General features: G+C 59.5%; 21 protein-coding genes. 10 read left to right on the forward strand and 11 right to left on the reverse strand.

The window, feature by feature from the left end; translation table 11 throughout:
- The first annotated feature begins 70 nt into the window (after positions 1 to 70).
- The 3 genes from DXZ77_RS01425 (at position 71) to DXZ77_RS01430 (ending at position 3,260) form a co-directional block, all read left to right on the forward strand.
- Positions 71 to 841: an ABC transporter ATP-binding protein gene (locus tag DXZ77_RS01425; protein ID WP_115029389.1), complete on the forward strand. Its 771-nt coding sequence runs from the start codon at positions 71 to 73 to the stop codon at positions 839 to 841.
- Positions 801 to 1,229, forward strand: coding sequence for a hypothetical protein (locus tag DXZ77_RS11625; RefSeq protein WP_147279146.1), 429 nt, complete (start codon positions 801 to 803; stop codon positions 1,227 to 1,229). The genes DXZ77_RS01425 and DXZ77_RS11625 overlap by 41 nt, the downstream gene beginning before the upstream one ends.
- A gap of 255 nt (positions 1,230 to 1,484) precedes the next feature.
- Positions 1,485 to 3,260 carry an FtsX-like permease family protein gene (locus tag DXZ77_RS01430; RefSeq protein WP_115029391.1) on the forward strand — a complete coding sequence of 592 codons (1,776 nt, stop codon included), beginning with the start codon at positions 1,485 to 1,487 and terminating at the stop codon, positions 3,258 to 3,260.
- 38 nt (positions 3,261 to 3,298) lie between these two features.
- On the opposite strand, the gene DXZ77_RS01435 is transcribed toward DXZ77_RS01430, so the two are convergent.
- The 3 genes from DXZ77_RS01435 to DXZ77_RS01445 all read right to left on the reverse strand — a co-directional run bounded on the left by DXZ77_RS01435 (position 3,299) and on the right by DXZ77_RS01445 (position 6,928).
- On the reverse strand, positions 3,299 to 4,594 hold the full coding sequence (locus DXZ77_RS01435; protein ID WP_220181575.1) for a WecB/TagA/CpsF family glycosyltransferase: 1,296 nt from the start codon (positions 4,592 to 4,594) through the stop codon (positions 3,299 to 3,301).
- 184 nt (positions 4,595 to 4,778) lie between these two features.
- Positions 4,779 to 6,080 carry a glycosyltransferase family 4 protein gene (locus DXZ77_RS01440; RefSeq protein WP_115029393.1) on the reverse strand — a complete coding sequence of 434 codons (1,302 nt, stop codon included), beginning with the start codon at positions 6,078 to 6,080 and terminating at the stop codon, positions 4,779 to 4,781.
- 17 nt (positions 6,081 to 6,097) lie between these two features.
- Positions 6,098 to 6,928 carry a glycosyltransferase gene (locus tag DXZ77_RS01445; protein ID WP_181815988.1) on the reverse strand — a complete coding sequence of 277 codons (831 nt, stop codon included), beginning with the start codon at positions 6,926 to 6,928 and terminating at the stop codon, positions 6,098 to 6,100.
- Between the two features lie 240 nt (positions 6,929 to 7,168).
- Here DXZ77_RS01445 and DXZ77_RS01450 point away from each other — a divergent pair, with 240 nt between their 5' ends.
- The gene (locus tag DXZ77_RS01450; protein WP_147279147.1) at positions 7,169 to 8,311 is read left to right on the forward strand and encodes a hypothetical protein; all 1,143 of its coding nucleotides are present in this window, start codon (positions 7,169 to 7,171) and stop codon (positions 8,309 to 8,311) included.
- 31 nt (positions 8,312 to 8,342) lie between these two features.
- Here DXZ77_RS01450 and DXZ77_RS01455 read toward each other — a convergent pair whose 3' ends face one another.
- From DXZ77_RS01455 to DXZ77_RS01465, 3 genes are all read right to left on the reverse strand, one after another.
- On the reverse strand, positions 8,343 to 9,686 hold the full coding sequence (locus DXZ77_RS01455) for an O-antigen ligase family protein (protein WP_115029399.1): 1,344 nt from the start codon (positions 9,684 to 9,686) through the stop codon (positions 8,343 to 8,345).
- A complete protein-coding gene (locus DXZ77_RS11630; protein WP_147279148.1) occupies positions 9,686 to 10,558 on the reverse strand; it encodes a YveK family protein in 873 nt (290 codons plus the stop codon). Before DXZ77_RS11630 ends, DXZ77_RS01455 begins: the two co-directional genes overlap by 1 nt.
- 233 nt (positions 10,559 to 10,791) lie before the next feature.
- The gene (locus DXZ77_RS01465) at positions 10,792 to 11,769 is read right to left on the reverse strand and encodes a glycosyltransferase family 2 protein (protein ID WP_115029403.1); all 978 of its coding nucleotides are present in this window, start codon (positions 11,767 to 11,769) and stop codon (positions 10,792 to 10,794) included.
- A 302-nt stretch (positions 11,770 to 12,071) separates the two neighbouring features.
- On the opposite strand from DXZ77_RS01465, the gene DXZ77_RS01470 reads away from it, so the two are divergent.
- Complete coding sequence (locus DXZ77_RS01470) at positions 12,072 to 12,341, forward strand: F0F1 ATP synthase subunit epsilon (protein ID WP_028327085.1); 270 nt, start codon at positions 12,072 to 12,074, stop codon at positions 12,339 to 12,341.
- A gap of 37 nt (positions 12,342 to 12,378) precedes the next feature.
- The gene (locus DXZ77_RS01475) at positions 12,379 to 12,831 is read left to right on the forward strand and encodes a DUF2550 family protein (RefSeq protein ID WP_115029405.1); all 453 of its coding nucleotides are present in this window, start codon (positions 12,379 to 12,381) and stop codon (positions 12,829 to 12,831) included.
- Between the two features lie 11 nt (positions 12,832 to 12,842).
- Here the strand turns inward: DXZ77_RS01475 and DXZ77_RS01480 are convergent, their stop codons facing one another.
- Genes DXZ77_RS01480 through DXZ77_RS01495 form a run of 4 tightly spaced genes read right to left on the reverse strand, consistent with a single transcriptional unit; the run spans position 12,843 to position 18,176 of the window.
- Positions 12,843 to 13,481 carry a cob(I)yrinic acid a,c-diamide adenosyltransferase gene (locus DXZ77_RS01480; protein WP_115029407.1) on the reverse strand — a complete coding sequence of 213 codons (639 nt, stop codon included), beginning with the start codon at positions 13,479 to 13,481 and terminating at the stop codon, positions 12,843 to 12,845.
- Between the two features lie 39 nt (positions 13,482 to 13,520).
- Positions 13,521 to 15,065 carry a gamma-glutamyltransferase gene (locus tag DXZ77_RS01485; protein ID WP_115029409.1) on the reverse strand — a complete coding sequence of 515 codons (1,545 nt, stop codon included), beginning with the start codon at positions 15,063 to 15,065 and terminating at the stop codon, positions 13,521 to 13,523.
- Positions 15,066 to 15,083: 18 nt separating this feature from the next.
- The gene (gene nucS / locus DXZ77_RS01490; RefSeq protein WP_115029411.1) at positions 15,084 to 15,788 is read right to left on the reverse strand and encodes an endonuclease NucS; all 705 of its coding nucleotides are present in this window, start codon (positions 15,786 to 15,788) and stop codon (positions 15,084 to 15,086) included.
- Positions 15,789 to 15,797: 9 nt separating this feature from the next.
- Positions 15,798 to 18,176, reverse strand: coding sequence for a hypothetical protein (locus tag DXZ77_RS01495; protein ID WP_115029413.1), 2,379 nt, complete (start codon positions 18,174 to 18,176; stop codon positions 15,798 to 15,800).
- Between the two features lie 102 nt (positions 18,177 to 18,278).
- On the opposite strand from DXZ77_RS01495, the gene DXZ77_RS12775 reads away from it, so the two are divergent.
- Complete coding sequence (locus DXZ77_RS12775) at positions 18,279 to 18,578, forward strand: Rv1322 family protein (RefSeq protein ID WP_084441018.1); 300 nt, start codon at positions 18,279 to 18,281, stop codon at positions 18,576 to 18,578.
- Positions 18,579 to 18,680: 102 nt separating this feature from the next.
- Here the strand turns inward: DXZ77_RS12775 and mce are convergent, their stop codons facing one another.
- Positions 18,681 to 19,121 carry a methylmalonyl-CoA epimerase gene (gene mce, locus DXZ77_RS01505; RefSeq protein WP_115029415.1) on the reverse strand — a complete coding sequence of 147 codons (441 nt, stop codon included), beginning with the start codon at positions 19,119 to 19,121 and terminating at the stop codon, positions 18,681 to 18,683.
- Between the two features lie 152 nt (positions 19,122 to 19,273).
- Here mce and DXZ77_RS01510 point away from each other — a divergent pair, with 152 nt between their 5' ends.
- From DXZ77_RS01510 to DXZ77_RS01520, 3 genes are all read left to right on the forward strand, one after another.
- Positions 19,274 to 20,197: a co-chaperone YbbN gene (locus DXZ77_RS01510; protein ID WP_115029417.1), complete on the forward strand. Its 924-nt coding sequence runs from the start codon at positions 19,274 to 19,276 to the stop codon at positions 20,195 to 20,197.
- A 183-nt stretch (positions 20,198 to 20,380) separates the two neighbouring features.
- Positions 20,381 to 21,391 (forward strand): hypothetical protein, encoded by a 1,011-nt coding sequence (locus DXZ77_RS11635; RefSeq protein WP_147279149.1) that lies wholly within the window; start codon positions 20,381 to 20,383, stop codon positions 21,389 to 21,391.
- A 90-nt stretch (positions 21,392 to 21,481) separates the two neighbouring features.
- Positions 21,482 to 21,901, forward strand: coding sequence for a DUF805 domain-containing protein (locus DXZ77_RS01520; protein WP_147279150.1), 420 nt, complete (start codon positions 21,482 to 21,484; stop codon positions 21,899 to 21,901).
- The last annotated feature ends 64 nt before the right edge of the window (positions 21,902 to 21,965 follow it).

Raw genomic sequence — 21,965 nt, forward strand, 5'->3', positions numbered from 1 at the left:
GCATGGCCGCAGTCACGGGGTGGTACCTATGTGAGGAATTAGATCCATCTCTCCCGGGGGGACCCACACGGTGACTTGCGTTATTGATGCACGCGATGTGCGTAAGACCTATCAGGGCGGCGGGGGTGATGCTGTCCTTGCCTGCGATGGAGTTAACGTTCAGGTCGCTGCGAAAGAGGTTGTCGCGATTGTGGGCCCTTCGGGGTCCGGTAAGTCCACTCTGATGCACCTACTCGGCACAGTCGATGACATTGACGCGGGATCGCTGACCATTTGTGGTCAAGAAATCTCATCCATGAAGCAGCCCGAAAAAGCTGCGTTCCGTCGTGAACATATCGGTTTTGTTTTTCAGTCTTTCCACCTTGTTCCTACGCTCACTGCGGCCGAGAACGTCGGGTTGTCGGCGATTATCGGTAATCGCCGACGCAAGGAGTGGGATGGTCGTGCACGTGAATTGTTGGCGCGTGTGGGGTTGGAAGAGCTAGCTGGTCGCAAGCCTGATGAAATGTCTGGTGGGCAGCAACAGCGTATCGCTGTGGCGCGGGCGCTGTTTAGCCAGCCTCATGTTCTTCTTGCTGACGAGCCAACGGGAAATTTGGATCAAAAAGCAGCTGGCGAAGTGATGCGGATGTTGCGTGAGGCCGTCGATGATGGGCAAGCACAATGCGCAGTGATCGTCACCCATAGCGAGCGGTCTTCGGCGGCAGCTGACCGAGTTCTGCTGTTCGTGGATGGGCGAGTGCGCGATGAGATGACCTTTGACGATGGCGGCTGGGCGCCAGAGAAGGAGGTGGCCCGCATTGAACGCCTTCGTCATTGGATGTCGTCAGCTGGTTGCTGATAAACGACGTTTCGCAATTGCTTCTGTTGCTCTGGTTTTCAGCGTTGCACTGTTCCTGGGGACGATAGGTGGTATCGGTAGTGTTTCGCGGCAGATAGCAGCTACGAGTGAAGCATTCCAAGGATTAGGGGATGTCACGATTGCCGGGGCAGGAGTTCCGGGATTGTTAAATGCCAGCGACCAGCAGTATGTAGAGAAACTTCCCGGGGTGGCGAAGACCGTTCCTTTCCGCACCTTGACTACTTCGGTCCGACTACCTGAGGGCACTGATCTTAAAGGGGAGCATGTGACGGGTGTGCCTTTCTCGCAGGCACACAAATTAGCTGGAGCAGTGTATGGCCGAATGCCCGACGATGATCGTGACGAGATGCTGGCTCCCAGCTCATGAGCGAAGAGGTCAGGGGTAGGTATTGGGAGCACAGTCACGATTGCTACCCAGGGAGCGCCTCGAACATTCACGGTTGTTGGACTTATTGATCAAGCTAAAACGTCAGTTTTTCTCGCAGATAATCTGTTCGTTCCGCTGAAAGCAGCGCAGACATCGACAACGTCGCCGCAGGCATTTACTCGATTTGATGTTGTGTTGGATGGGGTCTCTGTTGCCCAATGGCGTGCCTCGCATGGGGCTGGTCTACCAGCTCACATGACTGTGTTTGATCCGGCGCAAGCCACCGCCACGTTTCTTCCATTGGTGAATGCTGTCCGGGGAATTCTCACTGCCTGTGCCGCAGCATCGGTGGGGCTGGCTCTGGTACTTGTGACTACGGCTTTCGCTGCGGTGATCCGCTCCCGCCAAGCGGTTTTGAGCACCATGCGATGTGTGGGTGCCTCGACAGGATGGATTGTGCGCATGATCCTCGCGCAAGCCTTCCTCTTGGGGCTGGTGTGTTCACTCTTCGGGGCTGCGTTAGGGCTGCTTTTGGGGTGGGGGTTGACCACTGCGTTGACGGCTGCAGGGCAACTTGGCGTTCCACAGTTCCAGGCAGAGCCGCTGCATGTTTTTCTCGCTGTGGCAGGGGGCGTTCTGGTCAGCGTTGCTAGTGCGCTGGTTGTGGCGTTGCGTGTGCTGCGGGCACCAGTTGTCGGTTCGCTTCGAGGCTCGCTGGCACCGGTTTCTTCACGTATGGCCTGGAGGTTGGGAGGCCTTGGTCTGCTCAGCGCCATCACGGCAGCGGTGATGTACATGCGTGGTGGTGCCAGTGCGGGGGTAGTGGCCTTTGTGCTGGTGATCGTGGCTACTGGCCTGCTCGCTGCGTGGGTATTGGCCCAGTGTGTGTCTCACCCACCGTTTTTGGGGTGGACAGCGTGGATGTCAGCCTCCGGCATGCGCGGTCATTGGTTGGGCTCTCTGATGACAGGTGTTTTCGCTTCTCTGGTGGCGCTGGGGATCGGTTTGGCGCTAGGGATTGTCTCTATCGGATCAGCGATGGAGACGCAGATTTCGCGACAATTCCACGCCAGGGACACGCCTAATAGCAGTAACGATGACATCGTTACTGCTATTAGGCGTGTCCCTGGCGTGGAATTGGTTTCCCCGATTTCGCGCGGTCAGGTTGATCTTTCCTGGAGTGGCGGCAACAAAGCCGTTCCTGCTCGCTCGATCGACCCCGCGACGTACTTCCAGGCTGCTGATCTTCCATGGACTGGAACAGATGTGCCGCAGGCTAAAGCGGCTTTGACACGCGGGGGAGTAGTTCTTCCAGTGGCATTGGCCAAGCAAGCCAAAATCAATGTTGGTGACTCGGTGACGGTGAAGGCTGATGCCAAGAAAAACACAGTGCCAGTAGTTGGGCTGTACGCATCTTTTGCCACGGGTAACCAAATCGTCCTTGACACATCCACTGCTACACAGCTGGGCATCACTGCGCCTTCTTCATGGAACATTCGCGTTACGCCAGGATCTGCCCCAGAACACGTGCAAGAGCGTATGGAGAAAGCGCTCGCGATCTTTCCTGGTGTGACTGTGACGACGGCTGGCAAGATGCGACAAGGGGCACGTCAGCAGCTCATTGCCTATTCCGGAGGAGCTGTTGGTCTGGTTGCTCTAGTTATTGCTTTGGCCACGATGGCTATTGCCGGGCTATTTGCTCAGCGCACTTCGGGTCGTGTCACGGAGTTCGCGACTTTGCGTGCGGTAGGTGCGACGGTGTCGCATATTCGTCAGATAGTGCTGTGGGATTGTCTGCTGTGCGCGGGGGCAGCTATTGCTGTGGCCGCGCCTGCTGGATTCGCGGGGGCGTTTTTCCTGCGTCAGTTTTTGAGTGGCGTGTTGCAGTCAGAGCTTCCAGGTGCGCCGTTTCCCGCGGTAGTGGTCATTTTTGTGGGCGTTGCTGCGTTCGTGACGCTGGCCAACGTGTTGATAGGTGTGTTTGCTGCAGGAAAGACCACGAAAGCGCAGATTGTGGCAGGGCTTCGATGAGTATGAAGCCTGTGAGGGGATGCCCCGTTCTTTGGTGGTTAGTTTTCGGGGTATTCGTCGCGGTAGTTCAGTAGAGGGCGTTGCCCGGTGCTGTGATCACGGCAGTGCCGGGTGCAGCGCGAGTCGAGCCAGGCGCGGCGTAAGAACCGTGGGTTGCCGACGATGTATCGGCGCCACATGCGCCCTGGCTCCTGCGCAAGCCTCCATACCCACTCGAGCCCGATCTCACGTAGCCACAAAGGTGCCCGAGGGATACGGCCAGAGTAGAAATCGAAAAGCCCGCCTACGCCTTGGATAAGGCCAACATTGAGTTGTTTGCGGTGCTGGTCAATCCAAAGCTCTTGGTTCGGAACCCCGAAAGCGATGAGGAGGATGTCAGCGCCAGAGTTATTGATCGTTGCGATGACCTCAGTTTCTTCTTCGGAGGTGAAATATCCATGGCGGGTTCCGGCGATCTGTAGTCCAGGGAATTTGGAGGTCATGTTCTCGGCAACAGCCTCGGCGATACCAGGTCGAGCCCCGAGAAGAAAAAGAGAAAGTCCTTCGTTGCGGGCACGTTCGCACAGTCGCGGGAACATGTCAGTTCCGTTGAGATTAGCGATCAGCGAAACCCCGTGCAGACGTGCCCCAAGTTTGGCGCCGATGCCGTCAGGGAAAATACGGTCTGCGTGATGGAGGGCACTGGCGTAGGCCGGATTTTCTGCACTTTCGTTATAGCAAGCGGCATTAACGAAGACGAGAGTGGACGCTGGACGGGTGCGGGCGGTGTTCACGCACCAGGTGAGTGCTTCATCCATGGTGGTGTTGGTGATGGATAAGCCCAGTTGTGTGTATGTGGCCGGGGTGGCAAGTCCATTACTTCCCAGAACTTCAGCGATGAGGTAGCGGGCCGTTAAAGCGATGCCATCTTTAGACAGCAGTCGCTGGTGGCAGGTAAGGGTTTCTGGTTCGTAATCGATGCCGAGCCGAGCATGTAACCGGCTGGGGGAGAGGAACCCTGGAGTGATGTTGGGAGTGCGGCGCGGTTGAGCTTCGGCGTCTTCAGGGTCCAGGGGGCGGGGGCCGATAAAGCACATGTCGCCTCGGGCTACTGACAACAGGTAAGCAAGTCGACGCCCGGGTGCTGATCCTGCAAAGGATCGGATTGTGATCGGGGTGAGATTACGCCCTAACCGTGGGTGCTGTTCATAGACGTGGCCGGTGGTGGCGTAGGCGATAGCTGCGCGGGCAGCTAAAAGAGGAGAGAAAGTGACTGCCATCGCCGTGGCGATGAGACGGTCGCTAGTGTCGGTATGGTGTGGACAGTCTCCGAGGCGAGTGTGAGGGGTAGCCATGCGGTTTCCTCCGGGACGTTGAACGCGCGCAGGCAGATAGATGAGGGTCAAATACCGTGCGCACAGAACCTCTGTGCGTTGAAAGTACCGCGCAGGTAAGGGTTAATCGGGGAGGCGCTAGGGAGGGTCGCAGGGTATTTTCTGCTGCGGTGATCCTTCAGCGACAGAGCATGCCAGGGGTGGGTTACTTGCCGGCGGTGGGGCTGACGGCACGGAGAAAATCAGCCATGACGGGGGCTTGGGAGTCGATGGTGTAGCTGTCGAGGACGGCTTTGCGGCCGGCGTGTCCTTGTGCCTGGCGACGGTCGGGGTTGTGGGCCTGATCTTCGATGGCGTTGGCAAGTAAATCGGCTCGCCCTGGAGTGAGAACATGCCCCATGAGCTCGTCGTGGACGAGCTCGGGAATGCCGTTGATACGGCTGGTGATAACAGGCAGTTCAGTGGCAAGAGCTTCCATAATCACCACGGGGAGCCCTTCCATGTAGGAGGGCAAAGTGAAAACATCAGCCCAGTGATAGTGGGGAATCATGTCGTCTTGTCCCACTGCTCCGACGAATTCGACCATCTGCTCTAGTCCTCGCTCGCGGGTGCTGCGTTCGAGTAGTTCGCGTGCGGGGCCGTCTCCGACGAAGCGCACCTGCACGGCAGTTCCGCGTTCTTTGAGCAGAGTGAGTGCCTCGAGTAGGAGCGGTCCACCTTTTTCAGGGACGAGGCGCCCCACGAACAGCAGCCGTAAGGGCTGCCCCTGACGTCCAGCACGGCCATCGGGAGGTGGCATATAGATGGTGGGGTCGATGGTCATGTGCGTGATGGCCAGTTTGTGCCAGTGAGCGGGGTCGAGGTACCGCATCAGTTGGCTGCGGGTGAAGTCAGTGATGCAGCTGACTGCGTCGGCATCAAGGATTTTGGCTGGCAGGTCGACTTTATCGACCCCTTCGAATTCAGTAGGGCCATGCATGGTCAGTGACCAACGCCAGTCAGAGGTGGGGCCGTCGATGAAGCGGCCAATTGCCACGGCTAGGCGGGCGACATCGGCGGAAACGTTCGCGAAGTGGACGTGGACATGGCGTAGCCCCCGGGCACGCATCTGGTCATGAAGTTTGATCGCCTCAGCGAAATAGAACCCTTGCCACAGACGGGTTTTGGGGTGTGGTTCGCCGGTGGTGACTGCCCGCATCAGGGTGCGCACATACGCGCTGGGTTGGGAGGTGAGTAGTCGAGCGTGCGCACGGGGAAAAGTTGCCGGTACCTCATCAATGAGAACTGTGGTTTCAGCAGCTTCCTGCCGCATCGCCGCGGAGATCAGCTCAGCATTAGGGCAGCGCCGCACCGAGAACGTGTCGATGCGTGCCCCCAATGCGCGTAGGCCAGCGATCTCACGTTCGATGAACGTGTGAGAAAGAGCGGGATATTTACTGACCAGGTACGCGACCTTAATGTCGCTGGCGTCATCAGGGATGGTCGGGGGAACCGCAGGGGTAGGCATACAAGACTCCTGGAAGGTCAGCGGGTGGACTCGTCGCGGTGCCACGCGGTGCTGCTACGTCGAGCACGTATCCGCGCGGCGGTCACGACGCTGGTGTAAATCGCGGCGCCAGGAGCCAAATGCGGGGCATGGCGGACGATGTCGCCCAGAGAACGGAATGTGGAGGTGGTGGTGGGGCTGTAGTCAGCTGCCGGGAGGGTATGGCTAGAAGCGGCCAATACTGCGTTACCGCGGGCTACGCGAGTGCGGACGCGGACAAGATCTTTAAGGGTGCGGGGAGTCTGCACTTCAAACCACCCCGCAGTGGTGATGCGTTCAGCAGGTGCGAAAAGTCGCTGAATGAATAAATCGTCAGCTTGTAGTGCTGGGAATTGACGGAAACGGCTGCGAGCTGCGCGGGAAAGGCCATATACGCCCAGGCCAATTAAGCCTTGAGTGACGTAGGGAGTGCGTTGGTACACCTCGTAATACTGTTTCACGGCCCAACTGGCCCCCGCGGAATTAAAACGAACTTGCGGGGCAGCGACCCGTGTGTGAGAAGTAGTGAGAGTTTCTACCATTGCTGCTAAAGCTCCCGGGCCCAGGACGATGTCAGCGTCAAGGAAAATACGTGGGAATGCTTGTGCGACACGGTCGCCCTCATTAAGTGCGTTCGCTTTTCCTGGCATAGCGATATCGACCACGCGGACGTTGTTATAGCTGCGGGCAATCTCGGCGGTGTTATCGGTGCTGCCGTTGACGGCAACAACAATCTCGGTGTCTATCCCAGTGCTCACGAGCGCATCAAGGCAACGGCCAATGACTTTGCCTTCGTTATAGGCGGGAATGATGATGCTTGCACTGCTCACAGAATCCACCCTAGGGCGAACAAGAGCGAAAAACGCGCCCCTGCGACACGAGCCTAACTCGGGCGTTTTGCGACCGGGTTCGTCGGTACGGTGGGTGAGTGGCCTGACGGGTAACGGCGCTGCAAAGAAAAATTCCAGGTGCTTTCACCTGTTGCCGTACGCATTCGCCCAGGTGAGCACGTGGCCTAGGGGGTTGTCGTCAGGCGCGGCATTGTTCTGTACGCGTCGCGAGGAGAACCAGTGGGCACAGGCGTAAAAAACAAGCCTTACCGACGTATTCGGCTAAACCGGATAAGCGCAGTGAGTATCGCTGCAGTAGTGTCCATGCTCGCTGCGTGCGGAATAGAGCACACGCCGAACCAGCCGCCTGCCTCACCAGATAGTGACGTGCAGCGAAAAACAGCGCACCCATCACTGATCTTCGGGCAAGGAAACACCAACCCATACACAGTTGATATTTCCGGTGCAGCCACAGACCCCGACAGCCAGCACTTCATGAACAATATTCGCGGCCAATTCGCCGCAAACAAATCTCTCGTTCCGCTCAACACAGATCATTACAACTCGGCATTTGTTGTAGCCGACACCCACACACCCCGCACAAACCTCACCTTTGACAACTGCCAAAAGAAACCAGGCACCCCGCCGGGCCTTTATGACGGCCCCGCTCACTTCACTAATGTGCCTATCCCTGCTGATGCCACTCCAGCTAAAGGCAACGACGGAGCCCTAGCCATTTGGTCGCCGCAAACCGACCAAGTCTGGGAATTCTGGCAAGTGAAGAAAAAAGGTGAAGGGGCTTGGTCTGCTTGTTGGGGAGGGCGCCTGGACCACGCCTCGGGCAGCAACGGAGTTTTCCCCGTCCCCTACGGCACTTCCGCATCTGGCCTGGTAACCATCGGGTCGATGATTTCTTTAGCTGAAGCTCGCAACGGCAACATCCCCCATGCCATGAACCTCGGATTAACCAGCATCGCCACCCAGCCCATCGTGGTTCCGGCTAACCGCACCGACGGCACTTCCACTGAACGTAGCGCTCCACCTATGGGGTCCCGGCTACGCCTGGATCCTTCCCTGAATGTCGATGCCCTCAACCTCACACCATTAGGGAAAACCGTCGCTAAAGCCGCACAAAAATACGGGTTCATCGTTACCGAATCTGCTGACGTGCCATCCATTGGAGTTGAAAGCGGCCTGCACGAAAAACAACGCACCGGCAAAGACCCCTGGGAAGCCATCCTCGGCGGCACCCCCAGCTACGAACAACTACGCAACTTTCCCTGGGAACATGTTCATGTCATTCAACTCGGCTACGCCCCTGAAGGTGTACCTGGCGGGGAAGTGAACCCACACACCGGACAGGCAGCCACGCCGGCTAAATAAGTCAGCAGATAAAACCCCTACTCCGTTAATTTCACGCCACCACCGCCTTTGCTGAAGCTGACTCTTGCGGGAGAGCGAGCGCGAACCCCGCCACAAACCACATAAGGAACGTCGGCAACGGATATGGGTTAGGGCTGGTCATCGACACGGTAAACCACACCACAAACACCGACAGCGAAAACAACTGCCACGGAACCAAATCAACACGCACCCGCCGAAACAAAGCCGCCACAGGCCCCAACAGCAACGCCAGTACAAACAACACCAAACCGGGCACACCCAACTCCGCGCCCCGAGACAACACCACGTTATGCACCTCGATATGCGTATTTGCCAACGGAATCACATCCGCTTGACGAGCCCAATCCGGCACCACTTGAATGAACTGCTGCCACCCCACCCCCGTCAACGGTTCCGCCGCGATGATCTGCATCGCCGCATCATTGGTGGTCACCCGATCCCACAATGAACTCGACATCCCAGCGCGCTGCGAGGCATCCGCAGCCAACTGTGGAAACAACCAGGCCCCCACCAGCAACGACCCCACCCCAGCAACAGCCGCTACCGGCAGCCATAAAAACCACCGCCACCGCGTCACCGCTACACACACCACCGCCAACGCCGTCCCAAGCCACACCGATCGCGTCATCGCCGCGATGAGCGCAGCCACAGCACACGGCGCAGTCACCACCGCCACTACGCGCCACCGGCCATGCTCATGCCGGGCTGCGACAGTGGCAGCAAAAGCACAGATCGCTAATGTCATCCCGTTGGGCTCACCAAACAAGAAAGGCCCACCGGCCCGCGTAGCATCCTCAGACATCGCCGCCATGGACGCTAGCTGTTCCCGATGCGTCGCGATATAACGAGGAAAAAGCAAAAAATTCGCGCCCAACGCCTCAGCGATCGTCGTCGCTGTCAAATACACGCCCAATAACGTCAACATCCGTAAAAACAACGCCCGCCGCGCCGCCGTCCCCAAAAAATACGGCGCAAACGCGAACAGCAAAAACGGAATATAAACCCGGTCTAACAGTGTAAAAAACGACTGCAAACTCACAGTCCACGGCATCGACAGATACGACCCTGTCGCGACCGCTGCGAACGCCACCATCGCTATATGCGCCGACCGCAACCGCCACCACCGAGCCCGACGGTCCATCAACGCCGCAACAAACGCTGCCGGCAACAGCACACGATCCAGACCAATCGGCAACCCCATGTCATCGGCGTGGCCAGAAAACACATTCGCAGCCAACCCCGCAAATAACAGCCAGACCGCCACAGGAATACTGCGCCAGCGCAATGACCGCGCCTGCGCCCTCGTAGCGTAAACATGCTCCGAACCATCGGCCTGCACGGCAGCTATAGCCATCAGCGTCCGTCCACCTGCACATCACCCTCACCAGTGCTACCTAAGCCATCCCCCTCATGGCGCCCACTACGACGACTGCGAACACCACGCAAATCACGCACTGCCACCACCCCAAACGCCACGATCAGCCCCACACCAGCCCCCGCAGCCGCACCGAAAGCGACCTTCGAACTGCTGTTAGTCCCCAATGAAGACGGCGCCGCAATCACCTGCAACTGCGATACCGGAGATGGCTCAGCCACCCGCTGCCGGTACTTATCGCCCTGCGCGTTCTGGATCAACTGTGCCTCAGCCAGCACAGCCCGAGCCTGCGCCAACGCCTGCGCATTCTCTGCATTGGGTTTCTTACCGAACGTGCTCTCAGCCACCGACACCTGCGCCCATGCTTTCGACACCTGCGGAGCCAACTTTCGATACTCCTGCAGTGCTGCCTGCGGCTTCTGTGTCGACATCGCTGCATCTACCGTCGACAACAATTTTTTCGCCACTGCCTCCGCGCCCTGCATCGCAGCCTTCTCATCGCGCGATGTCGCGCTCACCCGGATCACCCCTGATTCAGGGATAGGAGTGGCAGTAATTTTCGACACGCCGGGCTGAGACCATGAACCATCCGAGGCGCCATTGGTGACAAACCGTGCATAGTTACTTGCTAAATCCCGAGCCGCCACCGGAAAACCAGCAATCGCATAAGCGTTATCGCTGCCTGCAGCAACAGCTAAACGAGTTTCCGCCGTGTATTCCCCAGGCATCACCGCCCCTACCGCTCCACCAGCCACCCCACCAACCAGTGTCGCAGCTACCAGCAGTTTCCAATGCCGCACAGCTGTCGCCAGTGGAGAGCCTGTGCCGTCCGAATCGAGTTGCTGTGCCATGAATCCTTCCCAGAGATGCTCGCCGGCCGTACCTACGCACACGAACTGACCACATCACCGCAGCGAATTCACGTGTGCCTCAAGGCATGTGATTGCAGCCGATCCTAACGGCCAAAGACGCCAATACGGCGGTATTAAAAACAGGTCGCTGCGCAAGCCAAAAATGCACCCCTTCATGAAAAACACCCATGAAAGAAAAGCTGCACGCGACAACCTCAACCGAACACGCAGCCTCACAACCGCGGATCAGCATCCCCCACCTCAACCTGACGACGACGCTGCATCCTGGCCAAAACCCCACGCAACGGCCCCCACCGCAATAACTCCGCCTTCAACCGCACCCTGCGATCCGAAGGCATCAACTGAGCCGCACGCACAAACGCCGCACGCGCCTGCCGCCCCCGACCCTGCGCCAACGCAACCTCACCAGCACGCACATGCACACCCGCCACACCCCACGCCACTGACAACTCCAACAAACGCTGCTCCCGCACCGACAAACGCCCACCCTCACGCTCCAACACCCCCCGATGAATATCCCGCAACGCCTCATGCATCCGCCCCTCAGCCCGCGAAGCCGAGACCTCCGTACGCCGATACATCGCCTGCGGCTCTACACAAAACACCACCTCCCACCCAGCCAACACCGCACGCAACCACAACTCATAGTCCTCGCAATACGCCAACCCCTCCGTAAACCCCCCAACCTCATCCACCAAACCCCGAGGAAACAACGTAAAAATCGACACAAAATTCCGCTGCAACAAAGAAAAACGCTGCTCATCAGGCGCAACCGGCCCTACCGGAAGCACCTTCCTGCCCGGAAAAACCCCCTCATTACTCAACACAAACGCCTCCGACGTCACAAACCGACGCCCACCACCAGCAGCCACCCACGCGTCATACATCCCCTGCACATACCCCGGAAACGCATAATCATCAGCATCCAACAACGCCACAAACTCACCTTGGGCCTGCGCAATACCCCGATTACGCGCCGCCGACACCCCACGATTTTCCGTGCGCACCAACCGCACCGCCGGCCCAAAGCCCTCAACAATTCGAGCCCCATCATCAGTTGACCCGTCATCGACAACAATCACCTCCACCCGCGGATACGTCTGCGTCAACGCACTCGACAACGTCCCCCCGATCGTCCTTTCCGAGTTAAACAACGGCACCACGATCGAAATCAACGGACACGAAGACAACGCAACTCCTCAGATAACGCCGACAACCCTCTCGCCCACCCAGCGCACCACCACAGGCAGCACAACACGAGACCGACTCTCTCCCATCCGAGCACACCCCCACCCCACGACACGACCAGCCACGCCGCTACCGCACCGCCACCCACGCCACACCCCACCCGCCCCCGGGGGAAACCGCCCCAGTGGGCAATTCACTGACGTAGACTTCCCACAACTCACGCCCACCCCGACACGGCCCACCGCGCCGGGGAAAGCAGCCACCGTACCGACGCCCCACCGCCGCCCCACCCAGGAGGTCCTCCGTGTCTGCACTCAACGTCACCCTCGTCGCTGCCGACGGCAAGGTTTGGGACGGCGAAGCCACAAAGGTCACTGTCCCCGCCGACGAAGGCCCCATGGGAATCCTTCCCAGCCACGCCCCAGTCCTGGCTTCACTTGGCCATGGCGAAGTCCATATCACCGGAACTGACAAAACTTCCTTCACCGCTGACTGCGACGGCGGATTCGTCACCGTCGATGACAACATCGTCACCATCGCTGTAGACACCGCAACCATCACAACGCGTCGTTGATCGTCCCAGACCCATCCTGCCGGGAAAGGTGCACGACATGGGTCTGAGCTTGATCGAGCTCCTGATCCTCGCGGTCTTCTTCCTCCCTTTCCTCTTTCTGATCGCGCTCCTGATCCGTCGTCACCTCATCTCTCGCCACTCAGGTATCAACATCGGAGCTATCCGGTTCGCCAGCACCGACCGATGGCAATCCGGGCTTCTCGCGTTGTCCGCACGCACCCTCGACTGGTACCCCCTTGTCGGGTTCACCACCACTCCTGCCCACCGATGGCTTCGCCCGACAGTCGAACTCACTGAAGTCGAGGTGGCCCCAGCAGCGCCCCCTTGGCTTCTATCCAGTCAACCCGATCTTCGGCTCGTCCGCTGCGCCGGAATGCCCATCGATGGGGATGACACCACCTTTGAGGTAGTCATCCCCGCAGAGTCCTATAAAGCACTACGCTCCTGGGCAGAATCCTCCCCACCCCTGGACCGGCGCGCAGAATACTGACGGTCTCTCCATCAGTGGCTTGGAGCTTGATCCCGGCCGCCACCAGGCTTCCACAACACATCGCCACCGTGATCGACGTTGGCAACCCGGGCTAGTACGAACAGCAAATCGGACAGTCGATTCAGATAGTGCGCTGTCAAGATGTTGACGCCACCAGGCACATGATCTTCCGCATGCCGATCGGTCGAAGACGCTTGGGTTCCATACGATTCAATCGCAGCCCACACTGACCGCTCTGCACGTCTGGTTACTGTTGTTGCCACATGCAGATAGGCCGCTCCCACTGACCCGCCCGGCAAAATAAACGAACGAAGCTTCTCTGTTCTGGTCAAAAACCGGTCGCAGTCCGCTTCAAGCTCAGTGATCCATTCACTTTTTACCCGCAACGGTTCGAACTCGTACGCCGAGGCCAGAGGATTACACAAGTCTGCCCCTACATCGAAGAGATCATTCTGTACCCGCAGCAACACCTCACGAACATCTTCATCAAGCTCACCGGCAGCGATAGCCATCCCGATCGCTGCATTCGCCTCATTGACATCGGCATAGGCAGCCAAGCGCACATCCGTTTTAGAAACACGAGAAAAATCGCCCAATGCGGTGGTGCCGTCGTCGCCGGTACGGGTGTAAACACGCGTGATATTGACCATGGCAGGAGTCTTGCACTTCCGCACCCAGACCGTTACCCCTCACAGGTGAACGGCAGTGGCTGCTTGCCTGCGCGGATCCCCAACAGCGTGAAGAATCCCGTCACAGTCACGGGCAGCGGCCCCCACACCACCGAAGTACATGGTTAATCCTTCAGAAAGGATTACCGGCAGCCCTGATGCCTGGGCTGCTTTCTCAGCTGCAGGGTGCGCCTCCAGTCGAAGCACGACACCTTCTGCCTCTGCCGCGAGATGGATACGCGGATGCACGATAGCCTCCTGCAAAGAAGCCTTATCGAAAGCCAGAGCAGCAATTACCTGGAACAGCGCTGTCGTAATCCGGTCCGCTCCTGGAGAACCCACAGCAAGAACAGCTCCAGCATCGGTGTGGGCCGTGGTAGGGGCCATGTTCGAGGCGATCCGGGTCCCCGGAGGCATGCTGTGAAATCCACGTCGGTTCAGCTCAGCTTCTCCCAGAGCATTGTTGAACATGAGCCCGGTGCCTGGCGCGATGTATCCCGAGCAGTAACCGCACGATGTGGTGATGGAACACGCCATGCCATCGGCATCGACGACCGAAACATGCACCGTATCTGGTGATGATGACAACAGAGAAAGCCGCTGGGGACCAGCCTCATCGAGGAGCCGAATAAGTTCTGATCCGGCCTCAGTGAGGTCTTCGGCGAGGTCGATGACAGACCACCGGTACCCCAAAACCAGGCGCAAGGTTTCGATGATGTCTGCTGCGCTGATCCGATCGCCGGTGCGGCGGTGCTCTAACGTGCGTAGACACGCGGCTAAGACCGGTCCACCAATCGATGGGGGAGGGTTAGTAGCGACGTCGTATTCGCCTATCCGGGCGCGTAGGGCAGGACGTTCAATCACGCGGTAGGCCGCGAGGTCTTCCCAACTGATGAGGCCTTCGTTGGCTGCCATGTCCTCGGTGATGACGTGGGCGATCTCGCCGGTATAGAGAGTAGATACGCCATCGCGGGCGATGGTTTCGAAGCTACGCGCCAGGTTACTTGAGCGCATGATTTGCCCAGCGACTGGTCGGCTGCGGTCGGGTGCTTGACGAATGTAATCAACGCATTCAGCGTTCCAACCAAAAAGATGATCCGCCGCGCGGTCGAGCCAGAACGCTGCGGAAGCTCCAAGAGGGAAGCCATCTCGGGCGACGACGGCGGCGTTGTTGATCAGGGCGTGCCACGGTAACCGCGCCCACCTGCGATGCGCATGGCCCAGACCAGCGAACAGCCCTGGTGTTCCTACGCTTGCGTGTCCGCCGTAGAGGGTGACAGGTCCGAAATAGTCAAAGTCGAAGCGCCGCAGGCCGCGGCCGAGGCGGTCAGCAGTAATACCTCGACCGGGCATTTCGGCGTTGGCATCAATTACGACAGGTTCGTGGCCGGGCTGCCATACGTTGATGAATCCGCCGCCCATGGGGCCGGTGATCCCGAATTCGGTGACGGTAGCCACGCAGACGGCGGCGATTGCTGCATCGACAGCATTGCCGCCATCTGCGGATACGGCTGTGGCGGCTTCGACCGCCGCTGGTGAAGGGGCAGCGATCGCGACGCCTGTCATGGCAGGGCCTTTCTGGGGCTAGAAAAGTCGGAAAGAAGAGTCGTCGATGCCGCGCAGCTGGTCGTAATCCAGGATGAGACAGCGGATTCCGCGGTCAGTGGCCAGTGTGCGTGCCTGAGGCTTGATTTCTTGTGCAGCGAAGACACCCAGTACAGGTCCAGCCGAGGTCAGGAGTGGATCTCGGTTGAGCAGTTCCAGGTAGCGGGTGAGTTGTTCCACACCGTCAATTTCGCCGCGTCGTTTGATTTCTACGGCGACGGATTGTCCGTTGGCATCGCGAGCCATGATATCGACCGGGCCGATGGCGGTAGGGAATTCGCGACGAACAAGGGTGTGTCCCTCGCCGAGGAAGTGAATATTGGCAGCGAGGAGTTCTTGTAGGTGGGCTTCCACTCCATCTTTAACCAGGCCAGGGTCGACACCTAGTTCGATAGAGGTGTCGGAAAGGATCTCGGCGATTTTGATGCGGAGGTAGTCGTCGGTCTTGTTGTGATTCACCACCCAAATCCGGGTGATTCCTGCTTCGCGTTCGACCTGTTCAGGGTCTTTTTCGGTCAGTGTGCAGGGAGGTGACATCCAGTTGAGGGGTTTATAGGAGCCGCCGTCACTGTGGACGAGGACGGAGCCATCGGCCTTGACCATGAGAAGTCGTGGCGCGAGGGCAAGGTGGGCGTTGAGGCGGCCGACATAGTCGACGGCACAGTTCGCGATGACGAGGCGCACTCGGGCAGGCTACCGCTTTGAGGTGGGAGTGGGGGTGGATGTCGGGCTGGTGAGGCGTTCGACGGGGGTGGCTGCGTTGGTGAACACTTCGCTGAGCAGTTTTGCTCCCTTTTTGACGCGTTCGGTGTAGCGAGCAGCGGACCACGAGGGGATGGGCAGCGGGAAAGAAACGGGACTGCCTGGGGTGCTCGATTCGATGGTGATGGTCATGGCTTTGACGGGCACTTGGTTTTCGTCCCGGTTGGTGGGGTTGAATGCTAGGCGTCGTGGTGCGTCGAGCATGTCGAGTAGGCCCCAGGGCAGGCGGTAGCGCAGGATGGCCGGGCCGTCGGAGGAGGGGCGGGCCATGTGCCAGGTGGCGCGGCTATCGAAGTCGGAGTCCTTTGGGTTCCAGGAGCCGAGGATGAGGTCGCCGGCGTCGAGGAAACGTAGCTTGGCGAGGCGCTCGCGGCGTTGTTGGTCGGTTTCGTTGTCGTTGTCGTTGTTTTTGTCCAGCGCGGCCAGTGATGCGGTGGATCGCAGGATGCGCTGCATGTTCCAGCCGATGTGGGCGCTGTTGGGAATGGCCAGTAGGGGGAGTCCATCGATCTGGAGTGGGTCGAGGACTTGGCGGATAAGCAGGTAGGTGGTGCTCATGGTGGGGACGGTGCGGATGGCTACGTCGTGGATGGGTTCTCCGCTTCCGCCGGGTAGGCGTAGTCCACCGTTGGAGAGTAGGTCGAATCCGATTTCGACCGGTGAGGTGATGCGTCCTGCGAATTCGAGGGTGAAGTAGAGCCAGGAGGCGTCGTGGTCGACTAGGACGCGTTGCAGGCCGGCTTTGGGGGCTTTGTGAACGACGCGTTCACCTGCGCGGCGAGGATCCAGAGCGACGATGCCCAGCCATTGGTCTGCGGTGAGGGGGTCGTGGTCGATGATGGGACGTTCGGTGCGGTCGATGAAGGCAGCACGGTTGGCGGTGTTCCAGGTTGCTGCTGACCAGTCGTCGTGCCAGTTACTCATGATTGCGCCGCTGAGCGCGCCAGAGGCGAGCTGTTCGACGAGAGAACTGTCGATTTCGAATTTGTGTTTTTCGTTGTGGTAGCCCTGGCTTCGGCCTGCTGATCCGGGGAATCCAGATCCGATGCAGCTGCTGACACCGAGTCCGCCAAGGACGAGGGGGCCGTCGATGGATTTTTGGAGTTCGCGGATGTAGGCCAGGTAGGGGTCAGGGTCGGAGCCGTAGTTTTCGTTTGCGGTGATGAATTCGGGGCGGTAGGGCGGGGCGTCGTAGTAGGCAAAGGTTCCGCCGGGCCAGTCGCTGGTGGCTGCGATGTGGTCTGGGCGCAGGTCGGTGCCGGTGGGAGCTGGCGGATGGGTGGCGGTGCTGCTGGGGGTGGGTGAGTTAGTGGGGGTTGGGGTGGCGCTAGGGGTGGGAGTGGCGGTGAGCGAGCCGTTAGGGGCCACCGCAATATTGGGACGTCGCAGGGGGTCGCTTTCGGGGCGGCCGATGATGGCCAGGGGGATGGTGCGGTTGAGTTTGGCCAGGAGGGTGGCGATGTGTTCGAGGCGTTCGGCTGCCCAATGTTCGGTGGTGGTGCTGTTTTTGCTGGAGGTGATGTAGGTGCCGGCGAAGGGTTTGGGTTTAGGGATGGAACGGTCTGCTTGGGCGAGTTGGTCTGCGTTCCAGTGCAGGTCGAGCAAGATTGCTGCTAGCCACGAGGTGACGTCGGTGTCGTATTTTTCGTCTTTGCCGGCCAGAGCGTGGATGAGGTGTTGTGCGTGGTCGTCGAGTTTGCTGGTGGTGTTCTCGTCGAGGCTGGGGGGTTCTTCGTCAGCGTTGCTGGTGCTGTTGCGGGCGTCGTTGTTGCGGCTGGTGGCTGGGGGTTCAGGAGAGCCGGGGACGACGAGGATTTCGTCGCTGTCGGTGCGGGAGAGTACCTGAATGAGATAAAGCGGGGATTGTGGGTTTTCGGTGTTGTGGCGGGCTAGCTCGGCGTAGGCAGCTGCGGGGTGCAAGCGGTTGAAAACGATGAAGTGTAGGCCGAAGTTGTGCATCTGCTGGTACCAGCGGCGATAGTGCGCTGCAGTACCGGTGAGGTATCCAGTTCGGCTGCCGGGAATATGACCGGTGAGAGTGGCCCCACCCCAGAAGAGGATGTCCCCGGAGGTGGTGTGCAGCCGCAGACGCTTGTTGTCTACGTGGGCTAGCGCGTGGAGCTTGCCGAAGGTAACGGGGGCAGGCCCTGAATTGGGTGCGCCGGTAGTCGCTGGTGCGCTGGGGGTGTTACTGGTGGTTGTGGTGGCTGGGGAGCTCTGCTGTGGGGTGGAACAGGCAGCGAGAGTGAGGACGCTAGCGCCGAGTGCGGATCCGCGGAGAATGTCACGTCGGGTCGGCTGGCTGCTCACAGGTGGGGTCCTCTCAGGGATGAAACGGTGGAGGGGGCGTTCCTGTCCAATGATCTCTTTAGGTCTTGGAAGAAGCTTGTGGCCCCCTGCGAGAATACCTGTATGCCTCGCCACAACCGTCGCCGTGATGATGTTCGTCCGATTGGTGTGGGGCGGGCGTTGGGTGGTTTTACCAAGAGTGAGCAGCACCCGGACGGGTTATGGAATGTTCGTTCCGTGGCGGCGTCGGGAAGAACGTATTTGTGCCCGGGATGTCAGCAATGGTTTTCGGGCGTGCCGCACGTGGTGGCTTGGCCTGCTGATGATTTCGTCAGTTTCGGGGGAATCGAGGATCGGCGTCATTGGCACACCAGTTGCTGGCGGGCCCGCAACCGTCGGCGCCCTGGTGGCGCTGTGCGCTAAGGAGATCAACGCGCTCTACCGCGAGGTGCCGGGCGTGCGTATACATCTGCGGCCAGCCCCGTGTAGAGGGGGGCGACCGCAGAGAGTGTTTGTGGGGTGCTTTCAGTGCGCGCCGATAGCTGGTTCGACTAGCTCGACGAGGACACCACCAGCGTCTTTGGGGTGGATGAAGTTGATACGGCTGCCAGCGGTACCGGTTTTGGGAGTGTCGTAGAGCAGGCGTAGCCCGCGCTCGCGCAGCGTGGCACACACGTCGTCGATATTTTCGACGCGGTAGGCCATCTGTTGGATGCCGACACCGTTTTTCCCGATGAACTTGGCGATGGTGGAGTCTTCATTCAGGGGGGCTAGGAGCTGGATGCAGGAGGTGGAGTCCCCGACAGCCATCATTGCTTCGGCGACGCCTTGCTCTTCGTTCTGTTCGCGGTGAACCATCCTCATCCCGTACTTGTCCTCGTAGAAGCGGATTGCTTCGTCGAGGTCACGCACAGCGATGCCCACGTGGTCGATATGGGTGAAAAGGCCGGATGTAGTTGCAGTCATGGGTCCACTGTAAAGACGAGGTGCCTCCTGTACGGCGGGTCTCGTTAGTTAGCTGCGTGTGACTTTTCAATCATTGTGTTTCGGGGATATCGGTGCGCCACAGTTGATAGCGAAGGTCGCATCAGAGGTGACCTGTAGGAGAGAATGTGTCCATGAGCACTCCTTCCTTCTCGTCCGGCGCTATGCGCGGCGCTGTTGATTTGTCGTCATTGGGGCAGGGGACGCCTGCGGCTTCTACTGAGGCACCCACTGAAGGTGGCGCGGCCGCGTTGCGTGTGAACGGTACGGAAGCAACATTCCAGGAGCTTGTCCTGGGAACCCGTGATGTTGCGGCGTTGTTCGTCTTGTACTCGGCTTCTCGCCCGGAAACTGAACAGGCGGTGGAGCAAGCCGTCGCAGCGGCTTCCACAGTGCAGGGACGGCTGCGGGTGGTGGCCTTTGATGTTGACGCGTTCCCGGCAGTGGCACAGGCTTTCCAGGCCCAGCAGATCCCGATGACTTTCGGAGTGATCGCTGGGCAGCCGATTCCGTTGTTCCCTGGCGTGCAGCCTGCCCCACAGCTTGCCCCGATGGTGAACGAATTGTTGACGGTTGCGGCTCAAAACGGAGTGACCGGCCGTATTGAAGCAGCAGAAAGCACTGGCGCAGCCCCGGCCGAAGAGCTCCCGCCGTTGCATCAAGAAGCATTCGACGCAATCCAAGCAGGCGACTATGCCGCCGCTCGTGCCGCCTACGCTAAGGCACTGGAGCAAAACCCCAAAGATTCTGCAGCTACCGCAGGAATGGCCCAAGTAGGCCTGCTTGAACGCCTAGCCACAGTCGATGCTGCCGCGATGCGGGCAGCAGCCGCCGAAGACCCCAAGAATGTGCAGGCAGCGCTCGCGGTTGCGGATATTGATGTGGCTGGTGGTCATGTTGAAGACGCGTTCGCGCGGTTGATTGACCTGATTCGGGTCACGGTTGAGGACGAGCGCGATGCGGTGCGGGCCCGGTTGCTGGAATTGTTTGAGGTTGTTGGTTCCCGTGATGAGCGGGTGTTGAAGGCACGGCGTGCGTTGATGGCTGCGCTGTTCTGATTGGGGAAAAGTACATTTGCCCCTTGGCGGGTGCGTGCAGCTAAGTGTGGCTGGCGCGCCCGTCTTTTTGTATCTCAGTGCGTGTCTGAAGCGGGGGAGGAAGAGCTGGCTTTCTAGCATGGACGGTGGGGGCTGACTGGCATGTCGGTGCTGGTCGGACGTGTTCTTTTGCTGAGGTGCCCCATGCCTGTAAGTCCGAATCGTGCTGTCCGTGTGGTCGTTGCGGTAACTACGCAGCGTTCTTCTGGACGGTTGCCGGTGTTGTTGCGTGGCTTGGCGGAGCAGATTCAGGCCTCAGCGCAGCCGGGACGGTTTGCGGTGTTGGTTGCAGATGAGTCGGCTGAGGTGGTGACGGCTCGAGTGACGAAGCAAGCCTTGGCTGGGGTGGCTGGTGGTGTGGTGGGGTTGCGGCATACAGCTCCGGCACGGGTGAGGAATGCCCAGGTTCGGACAGTGTTGCGGCGGTTCCCTGCGGTGGAGTGGCTGATTTTTCTTAGTGATGATTGCCACGTGCGTGCCGGGTGGTTGTCGGCGATGGATGCGGCGTTGGAATGCTCGGGTGATGTGGTGCGCGGGGCAGTGGTGAGCCAGCTGCCTGCGCGGGCGGCGCGGTGGGATCGGCTAGTGGTTGATGATGACATGCGGGGCAGGTGGACCTGGCCTTCGGGGATTGGCATGGGGCTAGTGAATGTGGCTGTGCGGGCGGATGTTTTTCGGGCTAAAGGTGGGCCCTGGTTTGACCCGCAGTGCGGTACGGCACGGGAAGTCGATGAGAGTTTTGTGTTGTCGTGCCGTCGTGCGGGGGCGTCTGTAACAGCTGTTGCAGGGGCGACAATTGCCCGTCGGATTGTGGAGCCAGGAATAAATGTTTCGCGTGCGGTGCGGGGTGTGTTTGCGCAGGCGCGTGGTCAGGGGCGGCTGGAATGTGCACAGGGTGGAGCGGTGCAGGGAAGCGGTGGTGTGGCTCGCTCGTGCGGGCATGTTGTTCGTGATTTAGCGGCAGCGGTGGTGCACCGGGACAGCGATGCTTTGGTGTTGGCTGCATTGGCGTCGGTAAGGGTAGTTGGTGGGGGAGTAGGGGTGGTTGAGGGACTGCGGCAGCCGCACGCTCGGGCTGTACCGGCCAAGAGCAGCAGAGTTTCAGGTGAGTCGGTAGTTGGTGGGGCCTCGGTGGTGTCTCTGCCGTTGGGGTGAGGATGTGCACGATGTGCGGTGTTGTCCACAACCCTTGCGCAGCTGTGGGAGAACGGGACGGCGACGATCCCAGCGGCCAGGCTGATCTGCATGAACACTCTTACACCTGGTGAGGCCATCGTCACATGCTTGCGGCAGTTCTTCGTTTTCTCTGGCCGTGCTCGTCGTAGCGAGTACTGGTGGTTTTTCGCTTTTGGAGTCGCGGCAATGTTTGTCACGACCCTGATTGATGCAGTGCTTTTCCCGTTCACGGCATCTGAGCTCACGGCGCTAGGACCGTTGGGGAATGTGGTGAGCCTGGTGCTGCTGGTTCCCATGCTAGCGGTCGGATCTCGCCGCATGCATGACACAGGACGTTCTGGCTGGTGGTTGCTTATCCAACTGATTCCGCTGCTGGGCCCGGTTGTTTTCGGGATTCTCGCGGCACGTCGTGGTACAGCTGGTCACAACGCCTTCGGCGCGGCACCCACTGGTGGTTTTGCAGGACAGACCCAGTTCTCGCACGTCTGATCAGTATCGACATCATCGGTTCATATGTGTTGGGGGCGGCCTCCTGAAGTATCTAGGGAGGCTG

It is taken from the genome of Dermatophilus congolensis (assembly GCF_900447215.1).
Classification (GTDB): domain Bacteria; phylum Actinomycetota; class Actinomycetes; order Actinomycetales; family Dermatophilaceae; genus Dermatophilus; species Dermatophilus congolensis_A.

What these genes read in the sequence shown, in the direction of transcription:
- DXZ77_RS01520 (WP_147279150.1), top strand. Translation starts at nt 21,482, where the DNA reads ATGAACACTCTTACACCTGGTGAGGCCATCGTCACATGCTTGCGGCAG.
- DXZ77_RS01440 (WP_115029393.1), bottom strand. Translation starts at nt 6,080, where the DNA reads ATGCCTACCCCTGCGGTTCCCCCGACCATCCCTGATGACGCCAGCGAC.
- DXZ77_RS01485 (WP_115029409.1), bottom strand. Translation starts at nt 15,065, where the DNA reads ATGACAGGCGTCGCGATCGCTGCCCCTTCACCAGCGGCGGTCGAAGCC.
- DXZ77_RS01475 (WP_115029405.1), top strand. Translation starts at nt 12,379, where the DNA reads ATGGGTCTGAGCTTGATCGAGCTCCTGATCCTCGCGGTCTTCTTCCTC.
- DXZ77_RS01480 (WP_115029407.1), bottom strand. Translation starts at nt 13,481, where the DNA reads ATGGTCAATATCACGCGTGTTTACACCCGTACCGGCGACGACGGCACC.
- DXZ77_RS01435 (WP_220181575.1), bottom strand. Translation starts at nt 4,594, where the DNA reads ATGGCTACCCCTCACACTCGCCTCGGAGACTGTCCACACCATACCGAC.
- DXZ77_RS01430 (WP_115029391.1), top strand. Translation starts at nt 1,485, where the DNA reads ATGACTGTGTTTGATCCGGCGCAAGCCACCGCCACGTTTCTTCCATTG.
- DXZ77_RS01455 (WP_115029399.1), bottom strand. Translation starts at nt 9,686, where the DNA reads ATGGCTATAGCTGCCGTGCAGGCCGATGGTTCGGAGCATGTTTACGCT.
- DXZ77_RS01510 (WP_115029417.1), top strand. Translation starts at nt 19,274, where the DNA reads ATGAGCACTCCTTCCTTCTCGTCCGGCGCTATGCGCGGCGCTGTTGAT.
- DXZ77_RS12775 (WP_084441018.1), top strand. Translation starts at nt 18,279, where the DNA reads ATGCCTCGCCACAACCGTCGCCGTGATGATGTTCGTCCGATTGGTGTG.
- DXZ77_RS11630 (WP_147279148.1), bottom strand. Translation starts at nt 10,558, where the DNA reads ATGGCACAGCAACTCGATTCGGACGGCACAGGCTCTCCACTGGCGACA.
- DXZ77_RS11635 (WP_147279149.1), top strand. Translation starts at nt 20,381, where the DNA reads ATGCCTGTAAGTCCGAATCGTGCTGTCCGTGTGGTCGTTGCGGTAACT.
- mce (WP_115029415.1), bottom strand. Translation starts at nt 19,121, where the DNA reads ATGACTGCAACTACATCCGGCCTTTTCACCCATATCGACCACGTGGGC.